We start from the raw sequence: 18,671 nt of genomic DNA on the forward strand, positions 1-18,671 counted from the left end.
TAAATATTGGATTGTTTTTAATTGATTTCCCTTTTGACTTATCTAATTCTATTTGGTTTAATTGGTTAATTAATTTTAACCTCTAATTAACATTTTGCGCTTTTCTTACTAATGCTAATGTGGTTTGGTAAAGTGACTTATTTTCCATTTTACTTTTTAACCAGGCATAAAAACTCATCACAAAAATATCTTCCTGTTTTTCATCAACCCAAGTAAAGGCATTCTCTACTTTGTCTTTAAATTTTCCTGAATTCACTTGCTCTGGATTTTTGAAATAGGACTCGACCAGTTTTATAAATGTAATAACACGTACTTGGTTAATTTGCTTTAAATAGTTGAAGTATGAACGCTTAAAACTTAGCAATCTGGATTCAGCTAAATTAAATTCACCGAGTTCAATGTACAGTATGATTTCTGCTAGATTCTTTTTGATAATCCATTCTTTGCCAGCTTTTTCAATGTAGTATTTGTCGGTATGGTAGAATTTAGAAAAAATGGTTTTTGCATTTTTAAAATCCGCTTTTTGAATATAAAACATAACTAAACCTAAATGTATATCCAACAATGACTCTATATCTGTATGCTTGGTTTGCTTCACCGATTCTAGAATTGAAATGGCATCTTCCTGTTTATTAATATAATTGTGGTTAAGTGCAGTTAATAAGGCATATTTCAGTTTAAAAGTTGAATGGTATTTTTTTCGCTGCTGAAGCATTAACGTATTCATGATATCAAGATATTCTAACGACTCGTGAAATTTCTTGTTTCTGAATAAGGTATTCGCAATCATATAAACCACTTTGATGTGATGTACCAATTGATTGCCTTTGGTTTTGTGATTTTGAATCCTCTTATACGTATCAATTAAAAAAGGCTCAATTTTTAAATAATCGTTGGTGACTAAAGCTGATAAACTAACAATGCCAATAAGTTGATATAATGATTTAAAGGATAAAGATTCTGAAATGTCAATATTATGCTCTTTTAAAGTATTGCTTAGAATCGTGTTAAAATCAAGTACTTTTCCTTTGTAAGTCATATCGCTAAGGGTTTGTCTAATTTTAGCGTAGACCATATTCAGTTCTTCTTCTATAAAATGCTGCTTTTGATTATTTCTAAATTTGCCAATTAAGTCATTGATGTCTACGGAAGGATTCATATAGGCATACTGAATCTTGGTGTGATATATTTCATTTAGTATAGGAAACAGATAGTGTTCTTGCGCTAAGTTTTCAGCTTTATCTAGAATTTGATATGCAATTTTTGGCTTTTTATGAATAAGAAAAGTTCTTGATGCTAATATATACTTGATGATTTGCATATCTATAGAATTTTCTTCCTCTAGATTATTATTGGCAATAAAATCAATGAGTGATTGGTATAAGCGCTTTCTCAATGCATGGTAGGCATCTTTGTTGTTGCTGTTATATATGTTCTGACAGATTTCTTTTGATGTGAGTTCGTCCGCTTTCAAAAGTTTAAATAGTTCAATGTTCTTGGTGTCATTCCGTTTGTTCTTTTTATCCAAGTAATTGATAAAACGTTGCTCGTCTTCCGAAGAAAATGTTGAAACAATGGCATTTAGATCAGTCATTTAATCGTCAGTTAATTAATGATATTAATAGTAAATATAGTATTTAATAAGATAGTATTAAAGATTTAATCGTCAGTTATTAGAAAAATATGTGTTTCTAAACACAACAAACTGTCGCACATTTGTCGGGTAATCAACAAAACAAAATGTTATGCGACAGACTATTAAAATCACCCTCTTTATAGTTGCCATCAGTGCAATTGTTGTGTTTTCAAAACAGATTCAATATGAGGTTATAGAAAGTTACAACCATTGTATAGACCAATTGACAAGTCGAACACTAGGGAGTGCTAATCTTATCGGTTTTTAAAATGCAACTTAAAAAATTAAATAACGCATTTATTATTACTACTGGGATTTCGGTAGTTGTGTTTATTTATTTAGTGTTTTTGGGATATGACGAAATCAAAACCTTAAAGGATGTGATAAAAATCATTGCATCCATTTTATTCCCAATCCCCATGCTGTTTTTTGTGCGCTTTGTGTTAATAGAACATTTTTTGCCGCAAAATACAGATGAATACAAGCTGAAAAACCAAAAACCAGCAACCATATTGCTAGTAGTGAGTGTTATTATTGGTGTTGGGAGTATGCAATTTATAGAATGGCTTACAGGTGAGAAACTAGAGGATCATCTCATTTTTGCACATCTCATCAACTCCACAACCATAAGTAGCTATGTGCTAAATTACATTTTGTATAATAATTTGAGAGTCAATGGAATATTAAGTGGTGTTCTACTTTCATTAGCGATACATGTGTTTTTTTTAACTCAATAACAAAAAGTAATGAAGACAAGATTAGAACAACTAGGAGAGGTGTTGATAGTAATAATTATAGTCGCTTTGTTGTGTATTGTGTTTAGTTATCCACCGATAGAACAGAGCTTGCAGTACCATGATTTTATAGATTCAAAAAAGCACTTCGATATCTCTAATTTTTGGAATGTAGTATCCAATGTTCCTTTTTTTATAGTGGGTCTGTTGGGATTGATGAAGTTGAATCTTTTCACCAAGTTACATATTCAATACTCCATATTATTTATTGGTATTTTATTAGTGTCTATTGGATCAAGTTATTATCATTTAAACCCAAACAATGACACATTGGTTTGGGATAGACTCCCGATGACAGTCGCTTTTATGGCCTTGTTTTCTATACTAATTAGCGAAAACGTGAACGATAAAATTGGTAGAAAAATACTGCTTCCATTATTGGTTTTAGGATTAGCATCAGTAATATATTGGTTGCTAAAAAATGATCTAAGGCCTTATGTTTTAATACAGTTTTGTCCTATTATCATAATGCCTATTATTCTTGTTTGTTTTGAGTCGAAGTACAGTTCTGTGAGCGGTTATTGGTTTTTACTATTGGCTTATATAGTAGCTAAACTACTTGAATATTTTGATGCTCAAGCTTATGCTATTTTTAAGATAAGTGGACATTCATTAAAGCATATAATTTCTGCAATTGGTTTGTTTGCGTTATATGTTTATTATAAAAACAGAATACCCAGAGAAGAAAAAAATAGTGCATTAAAAAAGAAAAATTCAGTTAAAACTATTTAAATCAAAATTAATAAATCATCAAAAATTTAAAATTATGAACCCAATTGTTCAACCTCCGAAACCGAGAACCAATTCTAACAAAAGGGAATTGTTATTTACATTTCAATCTATAATTGTAACCGCTTTATTAGCCTTTACGGCTATTGCATTTTTCCTCTACTATGATTTAACCATTGTAAAAGGGATTAAAGTCATTTTTGCACCATTTTTATCAGTTGTCCCTCTACTATTTATTTTATCCATTCTTAGAGATTTACGTCAAGGCTTTAAAGAAGGGAATTACACAAAAGATGAAATTATCAAATTCTGTCTTATTACTGTGGCTATAACAGCTGCGTTTACATATGTTACTTATCTATTGTCGCAAATTGGTGCTTTGGAGATTTTATTAGCAGCCATTATGGCCATATTGAGTACTGTGTTTTTCTTAAGAAGTAAGATCAAAGATATTTTAGGAATGAGTATCATCACAGGAATCGCCGAAGGAATTATCGTCTATATGATTTTTTTATTTTGATGGTTAGTTAGTAACCCAAAACCTTTCAGGTGTTTAACGCCTGAAGGGTTTTAAATCTTAATTTTTAATACCGAAATATCATGAATACTAATTCTATAAATGCCAAAAAGCTTGTTCTATACGGAAGCATGATCACCTCACTCTTTTTCTTGATGCTATACTTTAATACTGTGTATTTTAAATCAACTTTTGCTTTGATTGGCGTATTTCAAGAGTTATTGACTATACCTTTTTTATTGATTCAGCCTGTATTATTAGTATTAGCTTTTAAAGGTTTGATAAAGGAATCTTATAATGTTCTAAGTTATTCATTTTTGTCTGTTGTTATGCTGTTAGCATCCATGTCTATTACTTGGTCTAGTTTCTTTTTAAGTTAAATATTATGAAACCAAAACTCACCAAATATTTAATAGACTACTCGAATGTTAATTTGACAAGACCAATTTCAGATAAAGTGAGACTGCTCGAAATTCTGGCAGTTGCACTCACAGGAATTGGGAAATTTATCTTTATGGATTACCTCAATTGGCGATTGCCATTCGTTATTGTTGCAATTTTATTGTGGTCGGTATATGTGCGATATCGCTATAAAAAAGACAGCCAAGTTTTAAGAGATTGGGGATTTAGACGTGATAATTTTAAATCGGTTTTACGATTAATACTGCCTTTTGCTGTGATTTCAATTGTTTCGTTTATAGGTATTGGATACATTCAAGGGACACTTAATCCAACATGGCACATTTTACCATTACTCATCACGTATCCCATTTGGGGAACGGTTCAACAGTTTCTTACTATTGGTTTGGTAGCTGGAAATTTAAGCACATTAAAATCGGTAAAACTCAAAAAAAGGAGTGTCATTTTTATCACGTCTATTTTGTTTTCATTAGTGCATTATCCATCAGTTTGGTTATTAATTGGTACGTTTATTTTAGCCTTATTTTATGGCTATATTTATCTGAAATCTAAAAACCTTTATGTGTTGGGTTTATTCCATGGTTGGTTAGGCGCTTTGTTTTATTATACCGTTGTTAATCAAGACCCATTTGCGGATGTGTTTTTAAATTTTTTAAATTAATTTGTTATGATCTCAAAACTTGTTAAAGAATTACCTGATTTAGTCACAAATGATGTGATTTCTCAGGAAATTGCTTCAAAAATCGAACAGTATTATCTCTCCAAACAGGAAAATACGCCTAATAGGTTATTCGCCGTTTTTGGTGTTTTAGGATCACTATTAGTTGGTTTAGGAATCATTCTTATTCTAGCACATAATTGGGATAATTTTGCAAGAACGACAAAAACTATTTTTGCCTTTTTGCCCTTGGTGATTGGTCAGTGTTTTGTTGGGTTTTCAATTCTGAAAAAGAAAAGCGTCGCTTGGAAAGAAGCTTCAGGAACATTTCTGTTTTTTGCTATTGGATCTAGTATTGCACTTGTAAGTCAGATATATAATATTCCTGGCAATCTTAGTACTTATGTATTGACTTGGATTGTTTTGAGCTTACCTTTAATATATCTGCTAAAGTCAAATGCTGTTGCGATATTGAATGTCATTTTCATCACTTATTACGCTGTGGAAGTTGGTTACAGTTATTACACAATTAACGAGACGCCATGGTTGTATCTCGCATTGATGGCTTTAGTTGTTCCTCATTATTATAGATTGCTTAAATATCATAAAGTTGCAAATATTACTTCCATATTTAATTGGTTGATTCCAATAAGTTTTACTATCGTTTTAGGAACCTTTGTAAATGACTTATCCGAGTTAGGGTTTTTAATGTATCTCCTACTGTTTAGTTTGTTCTATAATATTGGCAAGATTCCGTTTTTTGATGATCAAAAATTGCGACGAAATGGCTTTTTGATTTTCGGCTCTTTAGGAATTGTAATTATGGTATTAACGATGAGTTTTGATGGCTTTTGGGATATGGAACGTTTCTTCTTAAATGCCCAAGAAACTTATATTTCGACATTTCTTTTTATTGCCAATTTAGGAATTTTGGCTTATTCATATTCTAAAAAATGGTTGAAACTGTTTAATTTGTTTCAATACCTATTTATTCTATTCTCAGCGCTTTATATTCTAGGATTAAATATTCCTGTTGTTGGGACTATAACTGTTAATTTGATTGTTTTGGCTTTAGGAATCACAACTATTAAAATTGGAGCAGATAAATTTCATTTTGGCGTGTTAAATTACGGACTCCTAATCATAACAGCCTTGGTAACCTGTAGATTCTTTGACACCAATATGAGTTTTGTAATTAGAGGTTTGTTATTTGTGTTTGTTGGTTTAGGCTTCTTTTTAACCAATTACATTATGTTTAAAAAACAGAAATTAAAAGTTAAATCATTAAAGAATTAAGTAATGAAACGCACACATATATTTATTTTGTTCATCATATTAGCAGTTGCTCAAATTGCTATACCTGCGCAAATGATTTTTAATAGAGAATCTATTTTAGAATCTGGAACCGCTTATAAATTTAAAACCGAACCTGTAGATCCTTCAGATCCTTTCAAAGGGAAATATATTTTTCTAAATTATGAGGTCGACAGGGTGAAAGCAGAAGACAAGAATTGGGTGAGAAATCAAGAGGTATACATTTCAATAGCTAATGATAATTTGGGTTTTGTTAGGGCGACTTCAGCTAGCTTAGAAGTACCTAAAACAGGAGATTTTGTAAAAGCAAAAGTAGACTGGTATGCTACTGATGAAAGGACTTTGCAGTTTTCATTTCAATTTAATGAGTTTTATATGGAAGAAAGTAAGGCTTATAATGCAGAAGTAGCTCATAGAAAAGCGCAACGTGATTCGCTCCCTAATAATACCTATGCTTTAATATATGTTAGGGATGGTGAAGCTGTATTGAATAATGTATTTATCAATGAGATACCAATTGCAACATTTGTTGAGGAGTAGTAATTTATAGTTCATTATTATTTTTCCTTATCTTGTTACAGTAAAACCCTCAATATGCCATATTGGTTATCTATAGTTATTCTTGTTCTTGTTATATATATTGCCATTAGTATCGCGTTGTACTATTTGCAAGACTATATGTTGTTTAAGCCTGAAAAGTTGCCTGCCGATTTTCAGTTTGATTACGAAAATCAGGAAACTAAAGAGTATAATCTCGAAACTCGCGATGGTGCTACTATTAATGGTTTGCGATTTTTTCCGAAGGGAGAAAGTAAAGGTGTCGTTTTATATCTCAAAGGAAATTCTAAAAGCATTAAAGGTTGGGGGAAGTTTGCTGTAGATTTTACAAGACATGGTTATAATGTATTGATGGTTGATTATCGAGGCTTCGGAAAAAGTACAGGCAGACGCTCTCAGAAAGCGATAAAGCGCGATTTACAATTGGTTTATAATAAATTGAAGGAGCAAACTACTGAAGATCGCATCATTCTTTACGGAAGATCACTCGGTTCTGGGTTTGCTGCAAAACTAGCATCAATGAATCATCCTAAAATGCTTGTCTTAGATGCACCTTATTACAGTTTAACAAAAGTGACTGCACGTTATGCACCATTTATGCCGTTATCTTTACTAATGAAATATCCACTGCCAACATATAAATGGTTAAAATATGTGCAATGTCCAATTCATATCATTCATGGGACGCATGATAAACTAATTCCGTTTAAATCGAGTATAAAATTGTCTAAGGTTAATCCGAAATTAACTATACTACATACCGTTATTGGCGGCGGACACAAAGACTTAAATAATTTTGAGTCCTACCATAGTATGTTGGACGATATTTTAAACAAAACACCCAAAACCATCGATTTAGAAACCACAAGTATCAATGTCATCCATTCCTCAAAACCAACTAAAACAAAGGCTTAAAAAAGTACTTAAGGTACTTTTGATTCTATATGTTATGATAAGCGCATCACTATACTTTTTACAAGAAAAATTATTATTTTTCCCAACAGTTTTATCTCTGGATTATCAATATGAATTTGTAACTCCTTTTGAAGAGTTGTTTTTGAAACCTGCAGAAGATGTGTCGATTAATGCCATTCATTTCAAAACAGAAAACCCAAAAGGTGTTATTCTATATTTTCACGGAAATGCAGGTGACTTGAGTCGTTGGGGTAAAATTGCTGAATATTTTGTGACTAAAGGTTATGATGTGTTGATTATGGATTATCGTACCTACGGAAAAAGTAAAGGTAAGTTAAGTGAGAAAGCATTTTATGACGATGCTCAGTATTGTTATGATTATTTGCTGAAACAATATTCTGAAAATGAAATTACCATTTATGGACGTTCATTAGGAACTGGAATTTCTACATGTCTTGCTTCAAAAAATAATCCGAAACAGCTCATTTTGGAAACACCATATTTCAGTATTTTGGATGTGGCAAAACATCGATTTCCATTTTTTCCGGTATCGACATTGCTGAAATATAAATTTCCTTCAAATGAATTTGTAGTGAATGTGAAATGTCCAATTACTATGTTCCATGGAACCGATGATGGTATAGTGCCTTATTCTTCCGCAGAAAAATTAAAAGTAATTGCTCCAAATGACACAACAACGTTTATTACCATTGAGGGTGGAAATCATAATGATTTGATTGACTTTGAAGACTATGTCAACGGAATTAATAAGATTCTCTAAGATTTTTTATCTGTATTTTTTTATATTCACTTTAGATCCAATTCTTCTAATTCCAACTATTAATGCATAAATTGTTGCAAGGATTAAGGCAATTAGCAATGCCAATTCTGCAGATGATTTACCAGATTTCTTAGTGAAAAAGTAAATCCAAAAAACACCTAACAATAAATTGAATAACAATATCATGGTCTGTCTAGATGCTATCCTTTTGAGTTTACTGTCTTGAATAACAAACGTATTTGATATCGTATCATGAATAGCTCTTTCATCATCTGAAATTCCAGAAAACACACTAATAAATCTACTAATGTTTCTTATGAGTAATTGAAAAATATTGGGTTTGACACCATCTTTATTGACGACTTTTGTTTGTGTTTGAAATTTCCCTGGAGTTCTACTGTATAGTAATTCAAAGCCAAAATAATACACAAATCTAACAGATAAATAAACACCAAAACCTTTTAAGTATTCTTCAAAACCAAGATTTGCATAAGGTGTTATTATGTAAATAATAGATACTACTAAAATGCCTAAAATAGAAGATAAAATAAAATCGATACCTAAATTTTCACCACGTTCAGTTTCGTTGGCTAAGTTATGTTCTGGATATTTTGTGTGTGTGATTTTCATTGCTTAAAACTATCGGATAAAGATATAAACTAAAATAGAAAAAGCTCCAGATTACTCTGAAGCTTTTTTGCTTTACACTAGGTCTAAAATAATTCCCTATTTAGGATCTAAAATAGTATTTACGCGCTCAATAGCATCTGCTATATGTATTCTGCTCATTGCGTCTCCACCACCAGCAGTTCTTAAAGAACTACGTAATGATTTTAATTCTGCTCTTACAACAGCTCTAATATCAGATTGACTTACATTAACTTGAGTACCACCAAACAAACGTCTGAATTGTGGTGGGATATTAGAAGTTTGTTCATTAGTCATAATAAACTCCATTCGCTCAATATAAGCGCGTTGAAGATTTCTTCTGTAGATATCAATTTTCTTACCTGTACGTAATTCACTAAATAATCCACGACGTAAATCTTTCATCATGTCATACATGCCATAAGCATCAGTACTATTAAGTGTTTCGTTTTCCAGCATACGAGCCATTCTACCAAAATCTAGCATGGCATTTAAAGTTCTAGTTTGTAAACTTCTTAAGCGTTCTACGCTACCTGAATTTTCAATTTTATTGAAGATATTTTCATCTAAGATCCAAGTAGGAGTCGTAAATAATTGATCTTGAATGAAGTTCATTGCTTTTTTCTGATAATCTTTAGCAACATGTGTGTAAACAGCGCCTTCTTGATCGTACGTTTTATAGTTTTCGTAAACACCACCAATGTTGGAACCAACATGTCCCATATATCTGCTAAATTGTCCAAGTACTTGACTATACATAGTCTGTAAATCACGATAGTCTTTACCGTCTTCAGCAGTCCACTCAATTAAATTTGGAACGATGCGCTTTAAGTTTTTAATTCCGTAGTCACTAGCTAAAACGGCATCATCACCTAAATCTTCAGTTTGTGAACTTGGATCGATAACACCACGTTGCTGTCTTCCAAATCTGTACATTGGGTCACCAGCGTGCTTTAAAATCCAGCTATCCAATGTTTTCTTCTCATCTTTCTCTGTTTTAGCATCTAAAATTGGTCTATATCCCCATGCAATAGCATATTTGTCATAAATTCCAATATTTGGCATGAGAGATACGCCTTCATCACCTGGTTGCGCAACATAGTTAAAACGAGCATAATCCATAATGGATGGAGCCGTACCATATTTTTGAGTGAACTCTGCATCACGTAATTTTTCAACTGGATAAGCAGTGCTACTTCCCATATTATGTGGTAAGCCTAATGTATGCCCAACTTCGTGAGCCGATACAAAACGAATTAAACGTCCCATAACTTCGTCTTCAAAAGCGACACTACGTGCATCTGGATTAATAGCAGAAGTTTGTATAAAGAACCAGTTGCGTAATAAGGTCATTATATTGTGGTACCAGTAAATATCACTTTCTAATATTTCACCAGAGCGCGGATCATTTACGTGCGGACCCATTGCATTTTGAACTGATGATGCTAAATAACGCACAACAGAGTAACGTGCATCATCTGCAGACCATTCTGGATCTTCTTCTCGAGTTGGAGGGTCTTTAGCTATAATGGCATCTTTAAAACCAGCAGCTTCAAAAGCAACTTGCCAATCTTCGATCCCTTGTTTGATGTATTTTTTCCATTGGTCTGGTGTTGCTCTATCAACATAATAGATGATTTGTTTCTTAGGAACAACTAACTCACCTCTTTTAAATTTCTCGATGTCTTCATCTCTTACCTCTAGCTTCCAGCGATTTAAATAAGTGGTTCGTTTGCTTTTTTGAGCTGTTAAACCATAATCAGTTTGTCCACTTGTAAACCATCCAACACGTTGATCAAACATACGACGCTTCATTGGTACTTTTGGAAGAAGAATCATGGAGTTGTTGATTTCTAACGAAATCGCTCCTGTATTTGAATTTGAAGGAGGTCTTCCTGCAGAATAGGTTTTTACTGTACGAGATTCAATATTTGTTGGGTAAGATTTAAGACTTTCTATATAAGACAATTGGCCATCCAATCGTGTAATTCGATACTGTTGTCGTCTGCGTTGGGGAAACCCAAGAGGCTTAACATCTTTAGAAAATAAATCGGTTACATCGATTACAGTATTTAGTGAATCTTTACTAAATGCCTTAATAAAAAATGTAGCTATTACTGGTTCAAAATTAGAATTAATAACGGCTTCATGAATAGGTAAAGAATCTGCAGCAACGACTTGGTGAGATACCATACGTAACAAAACTTTCTTATCTTTTCTTTCCCAGCGAAGCACTTGCTCGCTCAATTTTTCTCCACCAAAATTAAGTCCTGAAGCGGTTTTAGAAATACGAGTCACCATAAGCATTTCTCTATTGAAAAGCGAGTCTGGTATTTCATAGAAGTATTTATCTTCTACTTTATGAACGGCAAACAAACCTGGATCGGTTTTTGCGTCTTTAGTAATGACCTTTTTATAAGGCTTAATGTCATTTTTTCCAGGTTTTTTTGCTGGTGGTTTTACAGCTGAGGCGGCTGCTTTTGCTTTACTTGCTTTTTTTGCTGTTGAACATGATACAGCAACAAAGAAAACTGAAACTACAAGTAGTAGTTTGATAGAATAGTGTTTCAATGTGGTTGGGTTTTTTGAGTTAGTCTTCTAAAATAAGAATTCTAATTCTGTGATGAATAAGGTTAAGACTATTTTAACTTAAAAATAACGGCTAAAAACAAAAAGAACCACTATCAAGTGGTTCTTTTTGTTTTTATATAGATTTGTTATTAGAGAGACTCCAGATATGCCATAAGAAAAGCAACCCCTTCATCATGAAGAATTGTAGTGCCTATATATGGCATTCCGTATTCTGGTATTGTGCTTTGTATTCTAGTTAGGATACTATTTTTTCTTTGGAAGATATTTGTGTCATCAAATGCTGTTTCAAAAGATAATCTTAAGGTCGATTGTTCTTCGCAAAACCCACCTTCTATATGACAATGTGCACAATTAACATCAAAGTAAGCTCTAGCGCGTTCTTCTCTAGTATTACTATCATCATCCCAATTTGGTAATACGCTTACTGTTGTTGGATCTGTAAGTCCGTCAAGAAGATTACTATCAATTAACTGTTGTAATTGATTCGTGCCTTCAACACTAAAGTTTAGTGTTCTTAGCTTTGGTCCGATAGGTGTTTTTTCGCCAAACGTACTATGGCATGTTAAACAATCTGTATCAGAAGGGATTTCATAATCAATAGAGTTAGATTCACCTTCAGCATCAATCCAAGTCACTGGAACAATACCACCATCTAAATCTAAAACAGCATCAGTTTGAGCGTCATTCCATCTGTAATCTCCAGTTTCCCATGACCCATCAATTTTGATAAGTATTCTTGTTTCAATAATATTCTTTCCTGAAGATAAATCGGTTTCGTTGTTATTGTAATAGAATGTTTTTGCAATTAGGGAGTTATTTGGAAAAAGGGGTAAACCTTCACCATCATAGGTTAATGTTTCACCTTCAGGTAAAACCATAAAACGTTGTTTATGGGCATAATCTGAAAACAATCGTGTATTTAAATCATATTCGAAAGCATAAGGTGTAATTTGTAAATCTCCAAGATCACCTACGAATAGATTCATTTCAGACATATTAGTCCTAAACTCCGGAATTACATTTGGCGCTAAAGTTGTAAAGCTGTAGACATCAGTATACATACTCACATTATTGGTGCTACAAATGGTTTGAATATAGACTTGATAAGTTGTGTTGGCTGTTAGCTCTAAAAGCTGAGCATCTGCATCAGATTCTGAAATTATCGTTCCACTGCCTAGGGCAAATCCGGAAACACCATACTCTAAAGTATATAATGCTGTTGCATTAGATGCGTCCCAAGTAATGGTTGCAGAATTATTAGTAATTGAATTTGATGACACATTGGTCACGTTATCGCAAGCTGCAACAAGATCATCATCATTGTTACAAGAAAAGATAACACTTACGAATAAGAGTAGTAGACAGGTCTTTTTAAACATTTGGGTGTTTTTTTCAGATTTATAGCTAGTAGCGAATGTAATAAAAATCTTTTTTAACCAAACATTATTTCGATGTGAAGTTCGTTTTAACCCTTGAAATAAAGCAATTTAGATTAATTCAAAATTATTTTTGATTTAATACTAATTCTGAGATAAGCAAGGCATGATGCTTTATTAAATCACTTCAACAAACAATCCGTCATCAGTCTTCACCACCTTAGCAATTGTTTTGCTAGTTAAGCCTTTAATCGCCTTATCCCATTTTTTATTGCTTAATCCAGATTGAGTTTTAAGTTCATTGAGGTTGATTGGCGAATTAGATTTCAGTAAATTAAATACCGTTTTTTCCTCTTCACTCATTTCAACTTGCTTTCGTTCTGGTCGCATTTGTGGGAAGAATAACACTTCTTGTATCGATTGATTATTCGTTAAGAACATGATTAAACGATCCATTCCTATTCCCATTCCTGAAGTTGGTGGCATTCCATATTCTAAAGCTCTTAGGAAGTCGTGATCTATAAATTCAGTAGCTTCATCATCACCTTTAGCAGCTAATTTCAGTTGGTGTTCAAATCGTTCGCGTTGGTCAATTGGATCATTCAACTCCGAATAGGCATTGGCAACCTCTTTTCCGCAGACCATCAATTCAAAACGCTCTGTTAATTCTGGATTATCACGATGCTCTTTACATAAAGGGCTCATCTCCTTTGGGTAATCTGTAATGAATGTTGGTTGGATGTAATTGCCTTCGCATTTCTCGCCAAAAATCTCATCAATTAATTTTCCTTTACCCATGGTGTTGTCGACTTCGACACCTAGGTCTTTTGCAGCTTGTCTAATTTCATCTTCAGTTTTGCCAGTGATGTCAAACCCAGTAAAATGCTTTATAGAATCTGCCATGGTTATACGAGCATAAGGTGCTTTGAAATCAATCTTATGTTCACCAAAAGTAGCTTCTGTGGTTCCGTTAACTGCCATTGCGCAATGCTCTAAAAGACGTTCGCAAAAGGCCATCATCCAGTTGTAATCTTTGTATGATACATAGATTTCCATGGCTGTAAATTCTGGATTATGCGTTCTGTCCATGCCTTCATTTCTGAAGTTTTTAGAGAACTCATATACACCATCAAAACCACCAACAATAAGTCGTTTTAAGTACAGCTCATTTGCAATTCTCATATACAATGGAATATCTAAACTATTATGATGCGTCATAAAAGGTCTTGCTGCTGCACCACCAGGAATAGGCTGTAGTATTGGTGTCTCAACTTCGAAATACCCTGAATTATTAAAAAACTCACGCATCGCATTGAACAACTTTGTGCGTTTTACAAATACTTCTTTAACATGCGGATTTACAACCAAATCGGCATAACGTTGTCTGTAGCGTAATTCAGGATCGTTAAACTCATCAAAGGTGTTGCCTTCGCTATCAGTTTTTGGTAAAGGCAAAGGTTTTAGCGACTTACTTAATAATGTGAAGCCTTTTACCATGACTGTTTTTTCACCAACTTTGGTGGTAAAGAGTTCGCCTTCAATACCAATAAAATCACCGATATCTAAAAGCTTCTTATACACATCGTTGTACTTGCTTTTATCTTCACCTGTACAGATTTCGTCTCTATTGAAATACACTTGTATTCTTCCAGCACTATCTTGTAACTCTGCAAAACTTGCACTTCCTTGAATACGACGAGACATTAATCGACCAGCAATAATAACCTTTTTACCATCTTCAAACATGTCTTTAATCTGTTTGGATGTATGATTTACAGGATATAAATCTGCAGGATAAGGGTTAATGCCTAAGGCTCTTAATTTTGCGAGTTTATCGCGTCTTACTAATTCTTGTTCTGAAAGCTGCATGCTAAATCTATTTTTAGATGTGCAAAATTACATTATTTACAATAATTAGTGCAAAAAACCACTAGGTTTTATAAACCTATCGGATATTTAACTGAAGTTTGTTTTATCTCGTTTTTAAAGTCTCTAGATTTTCTACTAAGTCTTTGTTGTCTGGAAATAACTTGATGGCTTTTTCGATAACGACTATAGCTTTTTTTGAATGTCCATTTATCCCTAATGTATTTGCTAAACTCATATAGGTTCTAGGATTATCAGGAAACAGGTTTGTGTTTAGTTTAAACACTTCTATTGCTTCTTCGCTTCTGTTTGTTGAATATAAAATGCGACCGTAAGTATTTAGTTCAAACATGCTAGCTACTTTTCCATCAAAGGTTTTAGTTAACTTCTTGCTTTGTTTTTTTAATCCGTTTAATCCATCTTCTTTGAGTATTCTATTGACTTTAGTGACAATTTGATAATTAGATTCATAGTCATTTGTGGTTACAATTTTAAGCATATCTTTTTCTAAAGTCTCAACAGGGTGCTCAACAATACGATTGACTTCCTTTCTGTCCTTATAAAAAATAAAAGTTGGAACGCGATGGATATTTAAGCCTACTTCTTCGTGGTTAGGACTCTGTTTATACATATAAGGTTTACTGCTTAATGCAATGACAGTAAGTTGATCTAAAGGGAAATTGCAAGCTTCTAAAATTTTATAAAAGCGAGGGACTTCTTGTTTACTGTCGCCACACCAAGTTCCCATAAATAAAGTAATTTGATATTCTTTTAAGTTTAATTCTAGGGCCATGATAGTTGCTTCATCTACCTCATAATCCTCATAGTTTTTTGAAAACCATGAGGTGTAATTGTCACCTTTTAAACCGCTTTTGTCAATTTTGCCGAGCAAATATGGTGTATCTCCATCTTTTATAATTTCTTGATTTAGAGTTTGTGCATTTATTTGTATGGCAAGAACTAGTGTGATTATGATGGTTGTAATGTTCGTTTTCATTGTGATGATTTTGGGATTCGTTAGAAGTAAATAGTCTGCACTTTTGAGCATTAACGAGTTCGAAATATTTTTTAACGAAGTTACCTAACACAGTAAGTTGAGAAATTTTGAATTTAACTCTTAATGCATTTCGTATTGCCGCGTAATGTACTTTCAATGAAAATATATTTTCATCTCAGTAATGCTCATTGTGACAGTGCTGATAAATAAGAAGTTTTACTTCGAAGCGATAATATTCCCTTTAATTTTTAGGATTTTGTTGCCGCCTTCGGCGTTAGAGGTTACCGTTACAGTCTTAGTAAAAGCTCCAAGTCTTTTAGTATCGTACTTAATGCTTAGTTCTCCTGATTCACCTGGCATAATAGCTGCTTTAGAATAGCTTGGTACTGTACAACCACAACTGGTTTTTACCTTTGTGATTAATAAAGGCGCATCACCTATATTAGTAAATGTAAAGAGTCTTGTGCCATCAGAGTTTTGAGTTATAGTTCCGTAATCAACTACTTCAGTTTTAAATTTGATCACAGCGACTTTTGTGTCGTATTTGTCAAATTCGGTAGGTGCTGCGTTAAAAAAGCTTAGCGCTAAGATTAACAGGATTGCAATGTTTAATGCTCGTTTCATAATTGATATTTTTAAATGATTAATATGAAAGCAAACATCAAGGTTATCAATGTGAAATTTGTAAGAATAAGGGTGGAAATGAGTACTAGTACCTAGGTTGAATTTTATAACTAATTGGAAAACAGGGACTTTAATTCTTCTCTCGAACTCACATTAAGTTTCTTGTAGACGTTATTAATGTGTGTTTTTACAGTGCTAACGCTCACAAAAAGAGCTTCGGCTATGTCCTTGTTTGTGTTATCTCCTAACAAAAGATCTAGTACATTTTGCTCTTGTTTGGTGAGTTGTTCTTTAGCTTCCGAATGTTGCTTAGTCTTTCTTCTTTTTGCTGAAAAGACAAACCAAAGGTTCAATAAAGCCGAGGCAATTAATAAGCCAATGACTAAATAAGTCCAATTAAAACCCGATTCCTTTTCCGAAGAAGATGACACAATAAATTTATCTGAAGTCAACTCTGCTTCATACTGTCTGGCATAAGATGAATTTGGATAGTTGTCTTGTAAGCGCTCTAATAATTCATCGTAATATGGATTTTTTTTGAGATCTTCGAGATAGTAATTATGAAATTGATTGCTCCTCTCTGATAAAAAGGAATAGATATAGAGTTCGGCAAGCGGTTCGTTGAGATCTTGACCAAAATCTTGAAGCATTTTAAACCATTTCTTATTGTTTAATTGTCGGTTAGCTTTGCTTCTAAATTCAGAGTAAGCAAACTTCATTTCTTCTTTTAATGAATCAACTTTTATAAAGGATGCCGTTCTAGGATTGGTAGACACTACATCACAAAACATCTCTGCATCAAATGATAGTGGAAATGTAATGGTGTCTGTGCTTTTTGCTATAAATAAAATAGCATTACTATCAGTGCAATGGCCTTCAAAATGATTACTCCCTTGGTTAAATGATGAGCAGTTGTCGACGTGTAGCTTATAAATTTTTTGTGCTGTGTCTAATTGGTTTCTTGTAAACTGAAAAAAACCATTAGCATCAGTTGTTACCTTTGTTATAATTTGTTCGTCATTAATGCCTTCAAGCGTTCGGTAATCTTCAATCACTGATAAGTACACTTCATTTTGCCAACGCTCATTGTCTATATAACCTTTAAATAGGTGTTGTGCAAAGGCATAATTTCCGAAGCACAAAAAAGCAATGATGTACAATAAGTTTCTCATAGCACTAAACTACTATAATTTATTGAAATGTAACAAATAAACAAAGTTAGCGTCCTATAAATACATCAATCATCAAAATATACACTATGAGTTTTTGGAGAGTCGTTCTGGCTATCATTTTTCCGCCTTTATCTGTCATTGGAAAAGGTTGCGGGTCAGTTTTAATTGTCTTTATATTATGGATTTGCGGTTGGGTTCCAGGCGTAATTGCTGCCTTGGTAATTCTCAATAATCCTGATAGATAAATTGTATCTTTGTGTTTCTAATTCAATTATATTTTATAATGAAACGTTATTTATTTGTAATCGCAAGTCTTTTTTTATTATCCAGTTGCAACTTTACCGAAGAAATCACATTTAATGAAGATGGTTCTGGAGAGTTTATAGTGAGTTATGATATGAGCCAGGTTATGAAAACTATGAATGAAGAAATGGGAGGTGGTGAAACTAAAGAAGGTAAAGAGAAGGTGAAAGTGGATAGTGTGCTTTACTTTAAAGATTTGTTGGTAGACAAGGCAGATAGCATTGCAAAACTTCCTCAAGAAGAACAAGATCGTATTAAGTCATTGGAAGATATTGTCATGAAAATGAAAATGGATGAAGACAAAGGTGTTTTTAGTATTGGTGTTGGTTCTACATTTAAAAGTCTAGCAGATCTTCCTGAAGCATTAGAAAAAATTGATGAGGCAAAATCATTTAATTCTAAAAATGACCAAAGTATGGCAAAAATGGGAGAGAGTGAAGTTGCTAAAGCATCTGAGAATATGTTTAAGTATATCGATTTTTCATATGATGGTAAAACCTTCTCAAGAAGCCTTAAAGCCGATTATGAACAATCTACTGATGACCTTGAATCTCTAAACAAAGAGATTACTCAAATGGGAGAGGCAAAAGATATGTTTGAATCTATGAGCTATACGCTGGTATACAACTTTCCAAAAACGGTAAAATCGGTTACTAATGATAATGCCGAGATAAGCAAAGATGGGAAGACGGTTACACTGACAATGAACTTTATTGAAATGATGAAGTCACCAGAGATGATGACTTTAGATGTGATATTAGAAGACTAAAG

20 protein-coding genes are annotated in these 18,671 nt (G+C 33.1%); 12 read left to right on the top strand and 8 right to left on the bottom strand.

Features of this window, described 5'->3' with window-relative positions; all coding sequences use genetic code 11:
* Nucleotides 1-82 precede the first annotated feature (82 nt).
* Complete coding sequence (locus tag V7719_RS03500; RefSeq protein ID WP_335728468.1) at nucleotides 83-1,594, bottom strand: hypothetical protein; 1,512 nt, start codon at nucleotides 1,592-1,594, stop codon at nucleotides 83-85.
* Nucleotides 1,595-1,745: 151 nt separating this feature from the next.
* On the opposite strand from V7719_RS03500, the gene V7719_RS03505 reads away from it, so the two are divergent.
* From V7719_RS03505 to V7719_RS03550, 10 genes are all read left to right on the top strand, one after another.
* The gene (locus V7719_RS03505) at nucleotides 1,746-1,904 is read left to right on the top strand and encodes a hypothetical protein (protein WP_335728469.1); all 159 of its coding nucleotides are present in this window, start codon (nucleotides 1,746-1,748) and stop codon (nucleotides 1,902-1,904) included.
* A gap of 1 nt (nucleotide 1,905) precedes the next feature.
* The gene (locus V7719_RS03510; protein ID WP_335728470.1) at nucleotides 1,906-2,373 is read left to right on the top strand and encodes a hypothetical protein; all 468 of its coding nucleotides are present in this window, start codon (nucleotides 1,906-1,908) and stop codon (nucleotides 2,371-2,373) included.
* Between the two features lie 9 nt (nucleotides 2,374-2,382).
* Entirely contained in the window at nucleotides 2,383-3,162 is a 780-nt protein-coding gene (locus V7719_RS03515; protein WP_335728471.1) for a ceramidase domain-containing protein, read from the top strand.
* Between the two features lie 34 nt (nucleotides 3,163-3,196).
* A complete protein-coding gene (locus tag V7719_RS03520) occupies nucleotides 3,197-3,679 on the top strand; it encodes a hypothetical protein (protein WP_335728472.1) in 483 nt (160 codons plus the stop codon).
* 80 nt (nucleotides 3,680-3,759) lie between these two features.
* Nucleotides 3,760-4,056, top strand: coding sequence for a hypothetical protein (locus V7719_RS03525; RefSeq protein ID WP_335728473.1), 297 nt, complete (start codon nucleotides 3,760-3,762; stop codon nucleotides 4,054-4,056).
* A gap of 5 nt (nucleotides 4,057-4,061) precedes the next feature.
* Nucleotides 4,062-4,757: a CPBP family intramembrane glutamic endopeptidase gene (locus V7719_RS03530; RefSeq protein WP_335728474.1), complete on the top strand. Its 696-nt coding sequence runs from the start codon at nucleotides 4,062-4,064 to the stop codon at nucleotides 4,755-4,757.
* A gap of 6 nt (nucleotides 4,758-4,763) precedes the next feature.
* On the top strand, nucleotides 4,764-6,050 hold the full coding sequence (locus V7719_RS03535) for a DUF2157 domain-containing protein (protein WP_335728475.1): 1,287 nt from the start codon (nucleotides 4,764-4,766) through the stop codon (nucleotides 6,048-6,050).
* Nucleotides 6,051-6,053: 3 nt separating this feature from the next.
* Entirely contained in the window at nucleotides 6,054-6,608 is a 555-nt protein-coding gene (locus V7719_RS03540; RefSeq protein WP_335728476.1) for a GDYXXLXY domain-containing protein, read from the top strand.
* A 54-nt stretch (nucleotides 6,609-6,662) separates the two neighbouring features.
* Nucleotides 6,663-7,541 (top strand): alpha/beta hydrolase, encoded by an 879-nt coding sequence (locus tag V7719_RS03545; protein ID WP_335728477.1) that lies wholly within the window; start codon nucleotides 6,663-6,665, stop codon nucleotides 7,539-7,541.
* Nucleotides 7,542-7,575: 34 nt separating this feature from the next.
* Complete coding sequence (locus V7719_RS03550) at nucleotides 7,576-8,322, top strand: alpha/beta hydrolase (protein ID WP_335728478.1); 747 nt, start codon at nucleotides 7,576-7,578, stop codon at nucleotides 8,320-8,322.
* A 6-nt stretch (nucleotides 8,323-8,328) separates the two neighbouring features.
* Here V7719_RS03550 and V7719_RS03555 read toward each other — a convergent pair whose 3' ends face one another.
* From V7719_RS03555 to V7719_RS03585, 7 genes are all read right to left on the bottom strand, one after another.
* Complete coding sequence (locus V7719_RS03555; RefSeq protein ID WP_335728479.1) at nucleotides 8,329-8,952, bottom strand: RDD family protein; 624 nt, start codon at nucleotides 8,950-8,952, stop codon at nucleotides 8,329-8,331.
* Between the two features lie 96 nt (nucleotides 8,953-9,048).
* Nucleotides 9,049-11,541, bottom strand: coding sequence for a zinc-dependent metalloprotease (locus V7719_RS03560; RefSeq protein WP_335728480.1), 2,493 nt, complete (start codon nucleotides 11,539-11,541; stop codon nucleotides 9,049-9,051).
* Nucleotides 11,542-11,690: 149 nt separating this feature from the next.
* A complete protein-coding gene (locus V7719_RS03565) occupies nucleotides 11,691-12,941 on the bottom strand; it encodes a hypothetical protein (RefSeq protein WP_335728481.1) in 1,251 nt (416 codons plus the stop codon).
* Nucleotides 12,942-13,115: 174 nt separating this feature from the next.
* Entirely contained in the window at nucleotides 13,116-14,807 is a 1,692-nt protein-coding gene (lysS, locus tag V7719_RS03570) for a lysine--tRNA ligase (protein ID WP_335728482.1), read from the bottom strand.
* Nucleotides 14,808-14,910: 103 nt separating this feature from the next.
* Nucleotides 14,911-15,801, bottom strand: a complete 891-nt coding sequence (locus V7719_RS03575) for a hypothetical protein (RefSeq protein ID WP_335728483.1) — start codon at nucleotides 15,799-15,801, stop codon at nucleotides 14,911-14,913.
* Between the two features lie 216 nt (nucleotides 15,802-16,017).
* A complete protein-coding gene (locus V7719_RS03580) occupies nucleotides 16,018-16,425 on the bottom strand; it encodes a DUF1573 domain-containing protein (protein ID WP_335728484.1) in 408 nt (135 codons plus the stop codon).
* Nucleotides 16,426-16,535: 110 nt separating this feature from the next.
* Nucleotides 16,536-17,597: a helix-turn-helix domain-containing protein gene (locus V7719_RS03585; protein WP_335728485.1), complete on the bottom strand. Its 1,062-nt coding sequence runs from the start codon at nucleotides 17,595-17,597 to the stop codon at nucleotides 16,536-16,538.
* A gap of 86 nt (nucleotides 17,598-17,683) precedes the next feature.
* Between V7719_RS03585 and V7719_RS03590 the strand changes: the two genes are divergently transcribed.
* Both V7719_RS03590 and V7719_RS03595 read left to right on the top strand, forming a co-directional pair.
* Nucleotides 17,684-17,842, top strand: coding sequence for a YqaE/Pmp3 family membrane protein (locus V7719_RS03590; protein ID WP_335728486.1), 159 nt, complete (start codon nucleotides 17,684-17,686; stop codon nucleotides 17,840-17,842).
* A gap of 38 nt (nucleotides 17,843-17,880) precedes the next feature.
* Nucleotides 17,881-18,669, top strand: coding sequence for a hypothetical protein (locus V7719_RS03595; protein ID WP_335728487.1), 789 nt, complete (start codon nucleotides 17,881-17,883; stop codon nucleotides 18,667-18,669).
* The last annotated feature ends 2 nt before the right edge of the window (nucleotides 18,670-18,671 follow it).

This window comes from Psychroserpens sp. (assembly GCF_036960315.1).
In the GTDB taxonomy this organism is placed as follows: domain Bacteria; phylum Bacteroidota; class Bacteroidia; order Flavobacteriales; family Flavobacteriaceae; genus Psychroserpens.

Excerpts from the sequence above, each read along its gene's own strand:
- V7719_RS03535 (WP_335728475.1), top strand. The coding sequence starts at position 4,764 with ATGATCTCAAAACTTGTTAAAGAATTACCTGATTTAGTCACAAATGAT.
- V7719_RS03540 (WP_335728476.1), top strand. The coding sequence starts at position 6,054 with ATGAAACGCACACATATATTTATTTTGTTCATCATATTAGCAGTTGCT.
- V7719_RS03555 (WP_335728479.1), bottom strand. The coding sequence starts at position 8,952 with ATGAAAATCACACACACAAAATATCCAGAACATAACTTAGCCAACGAA.
- V7719_RS03590 (WP_335728486.1), top strand. The coding sequence starts at position 17,684 with ATGAGTTTTTGGAGAGTCGTTCTGGCTATCATTTTTCCGCCTTTATCT.
- V7719_RS03585 (WP_335728485.1), bottom strand. The coding sequence starts at position 17,597 with ATGAGAAACTTATTGTACATCATTGCTTTTTTGTGCTTCGGAAATTAT.
- V7719_RS03550 (WP_335728478.1), top strand. The coding sequence starts at position 7,576 with ATGATAAGCGCATCACTATACTTTTTACAAGAAAAATTATTATTTTTC.
- V7719_RS03595 (WP_335728487.1), top strand. The coding sequence starts at position 17,881 with ATGAAACGTTATTTATTTGTAATCGCAAGTCTTTTTTTATTATCCAGT.
- V7719_RS03505 (WP_335728469.1), top strand. The coding sequence starts at position 1,746 with ATGCGACAGACTATTAAAATCACCCTCTTTATAGTTGCCATCAGTGCA.
- V7719_RS03515 (WP_335728471.1), top strand. The coding sequence starts at position 2,383 with ATGAAGACAAGATTAGAACAACTAGGAGAGGTGTTGATAGTAATAATT.
- V7719_RS03565 (WP_335728481.1), bottom strand. The coding sequence starts at position 12,941 with ATGTTTAAAAAGACCTGTCTACTACTCTTATTCGTAAGTGTTATCTTT.
- V7719_RS03525 (WP_335728473.1), top strand. The coding sequence starts at position 3,760 with ATGAATACTAATTCTATAAATGCCAAAAAGCTTGTTCTATACGGAAGC.
- V7719_RS03510 (WP_335728470.1), top strand. The coding sequence starts at position 1,906 with ATGCAACTTAAAAAATTAAATAACGCATTTATTATTACTACTGGGATT.
- V7719_RS03530 (WP_335728474.1), top strand. The coding sequence starts at position 4,062 with ATGAAACCAAAACTCACCAAATATTTAATAGACTACTCGAATGTTAAT.
- V7719_RS03575 (WP_335728483.1), bottom strand. The coding sequence starts at position 15,801 with ATGAAAACGAACATTACAACCATCATAATCACACTAGTTCTTGCCATA.
- V7719_RS03500 (WP_335728468.1), bottom strand. The coding sequence starts at position 1,594 with ATGACTGATCTAAATGCCATTGTTTCAACATTTTCTTCGGAAGACGAG.
- V7719_RS03520 (WP_335728472.1), top strand. The coding sequence starts at position 3,197 with ATGAACCCAATTGTTCAACCTCCGAAACCGAGAACCAATTCTAACAAA.
- lysS (WP_335728482.1), bottom strand. The coding sequence starts at position 14,807 with ATGCAGCTTTCAGAACAAGAATTAGTAAGACGCGATAAACTCGCAAAA.
- V7719_RS03545 (WP_335728477.1), top strand. The coding sequence starts at position 6,663 with ATGCCATATTGGTTATCTATAGTTATTCTTGTTCTTGTTATATATATT.
- V7719_RS03580 (WP_335728484.1), bottom strand. The coding sequence starts at position 16,425 with ATGAAACGAGCATTAAACATTGCAATCCTGTTAATCTTAGCGCTAAGC.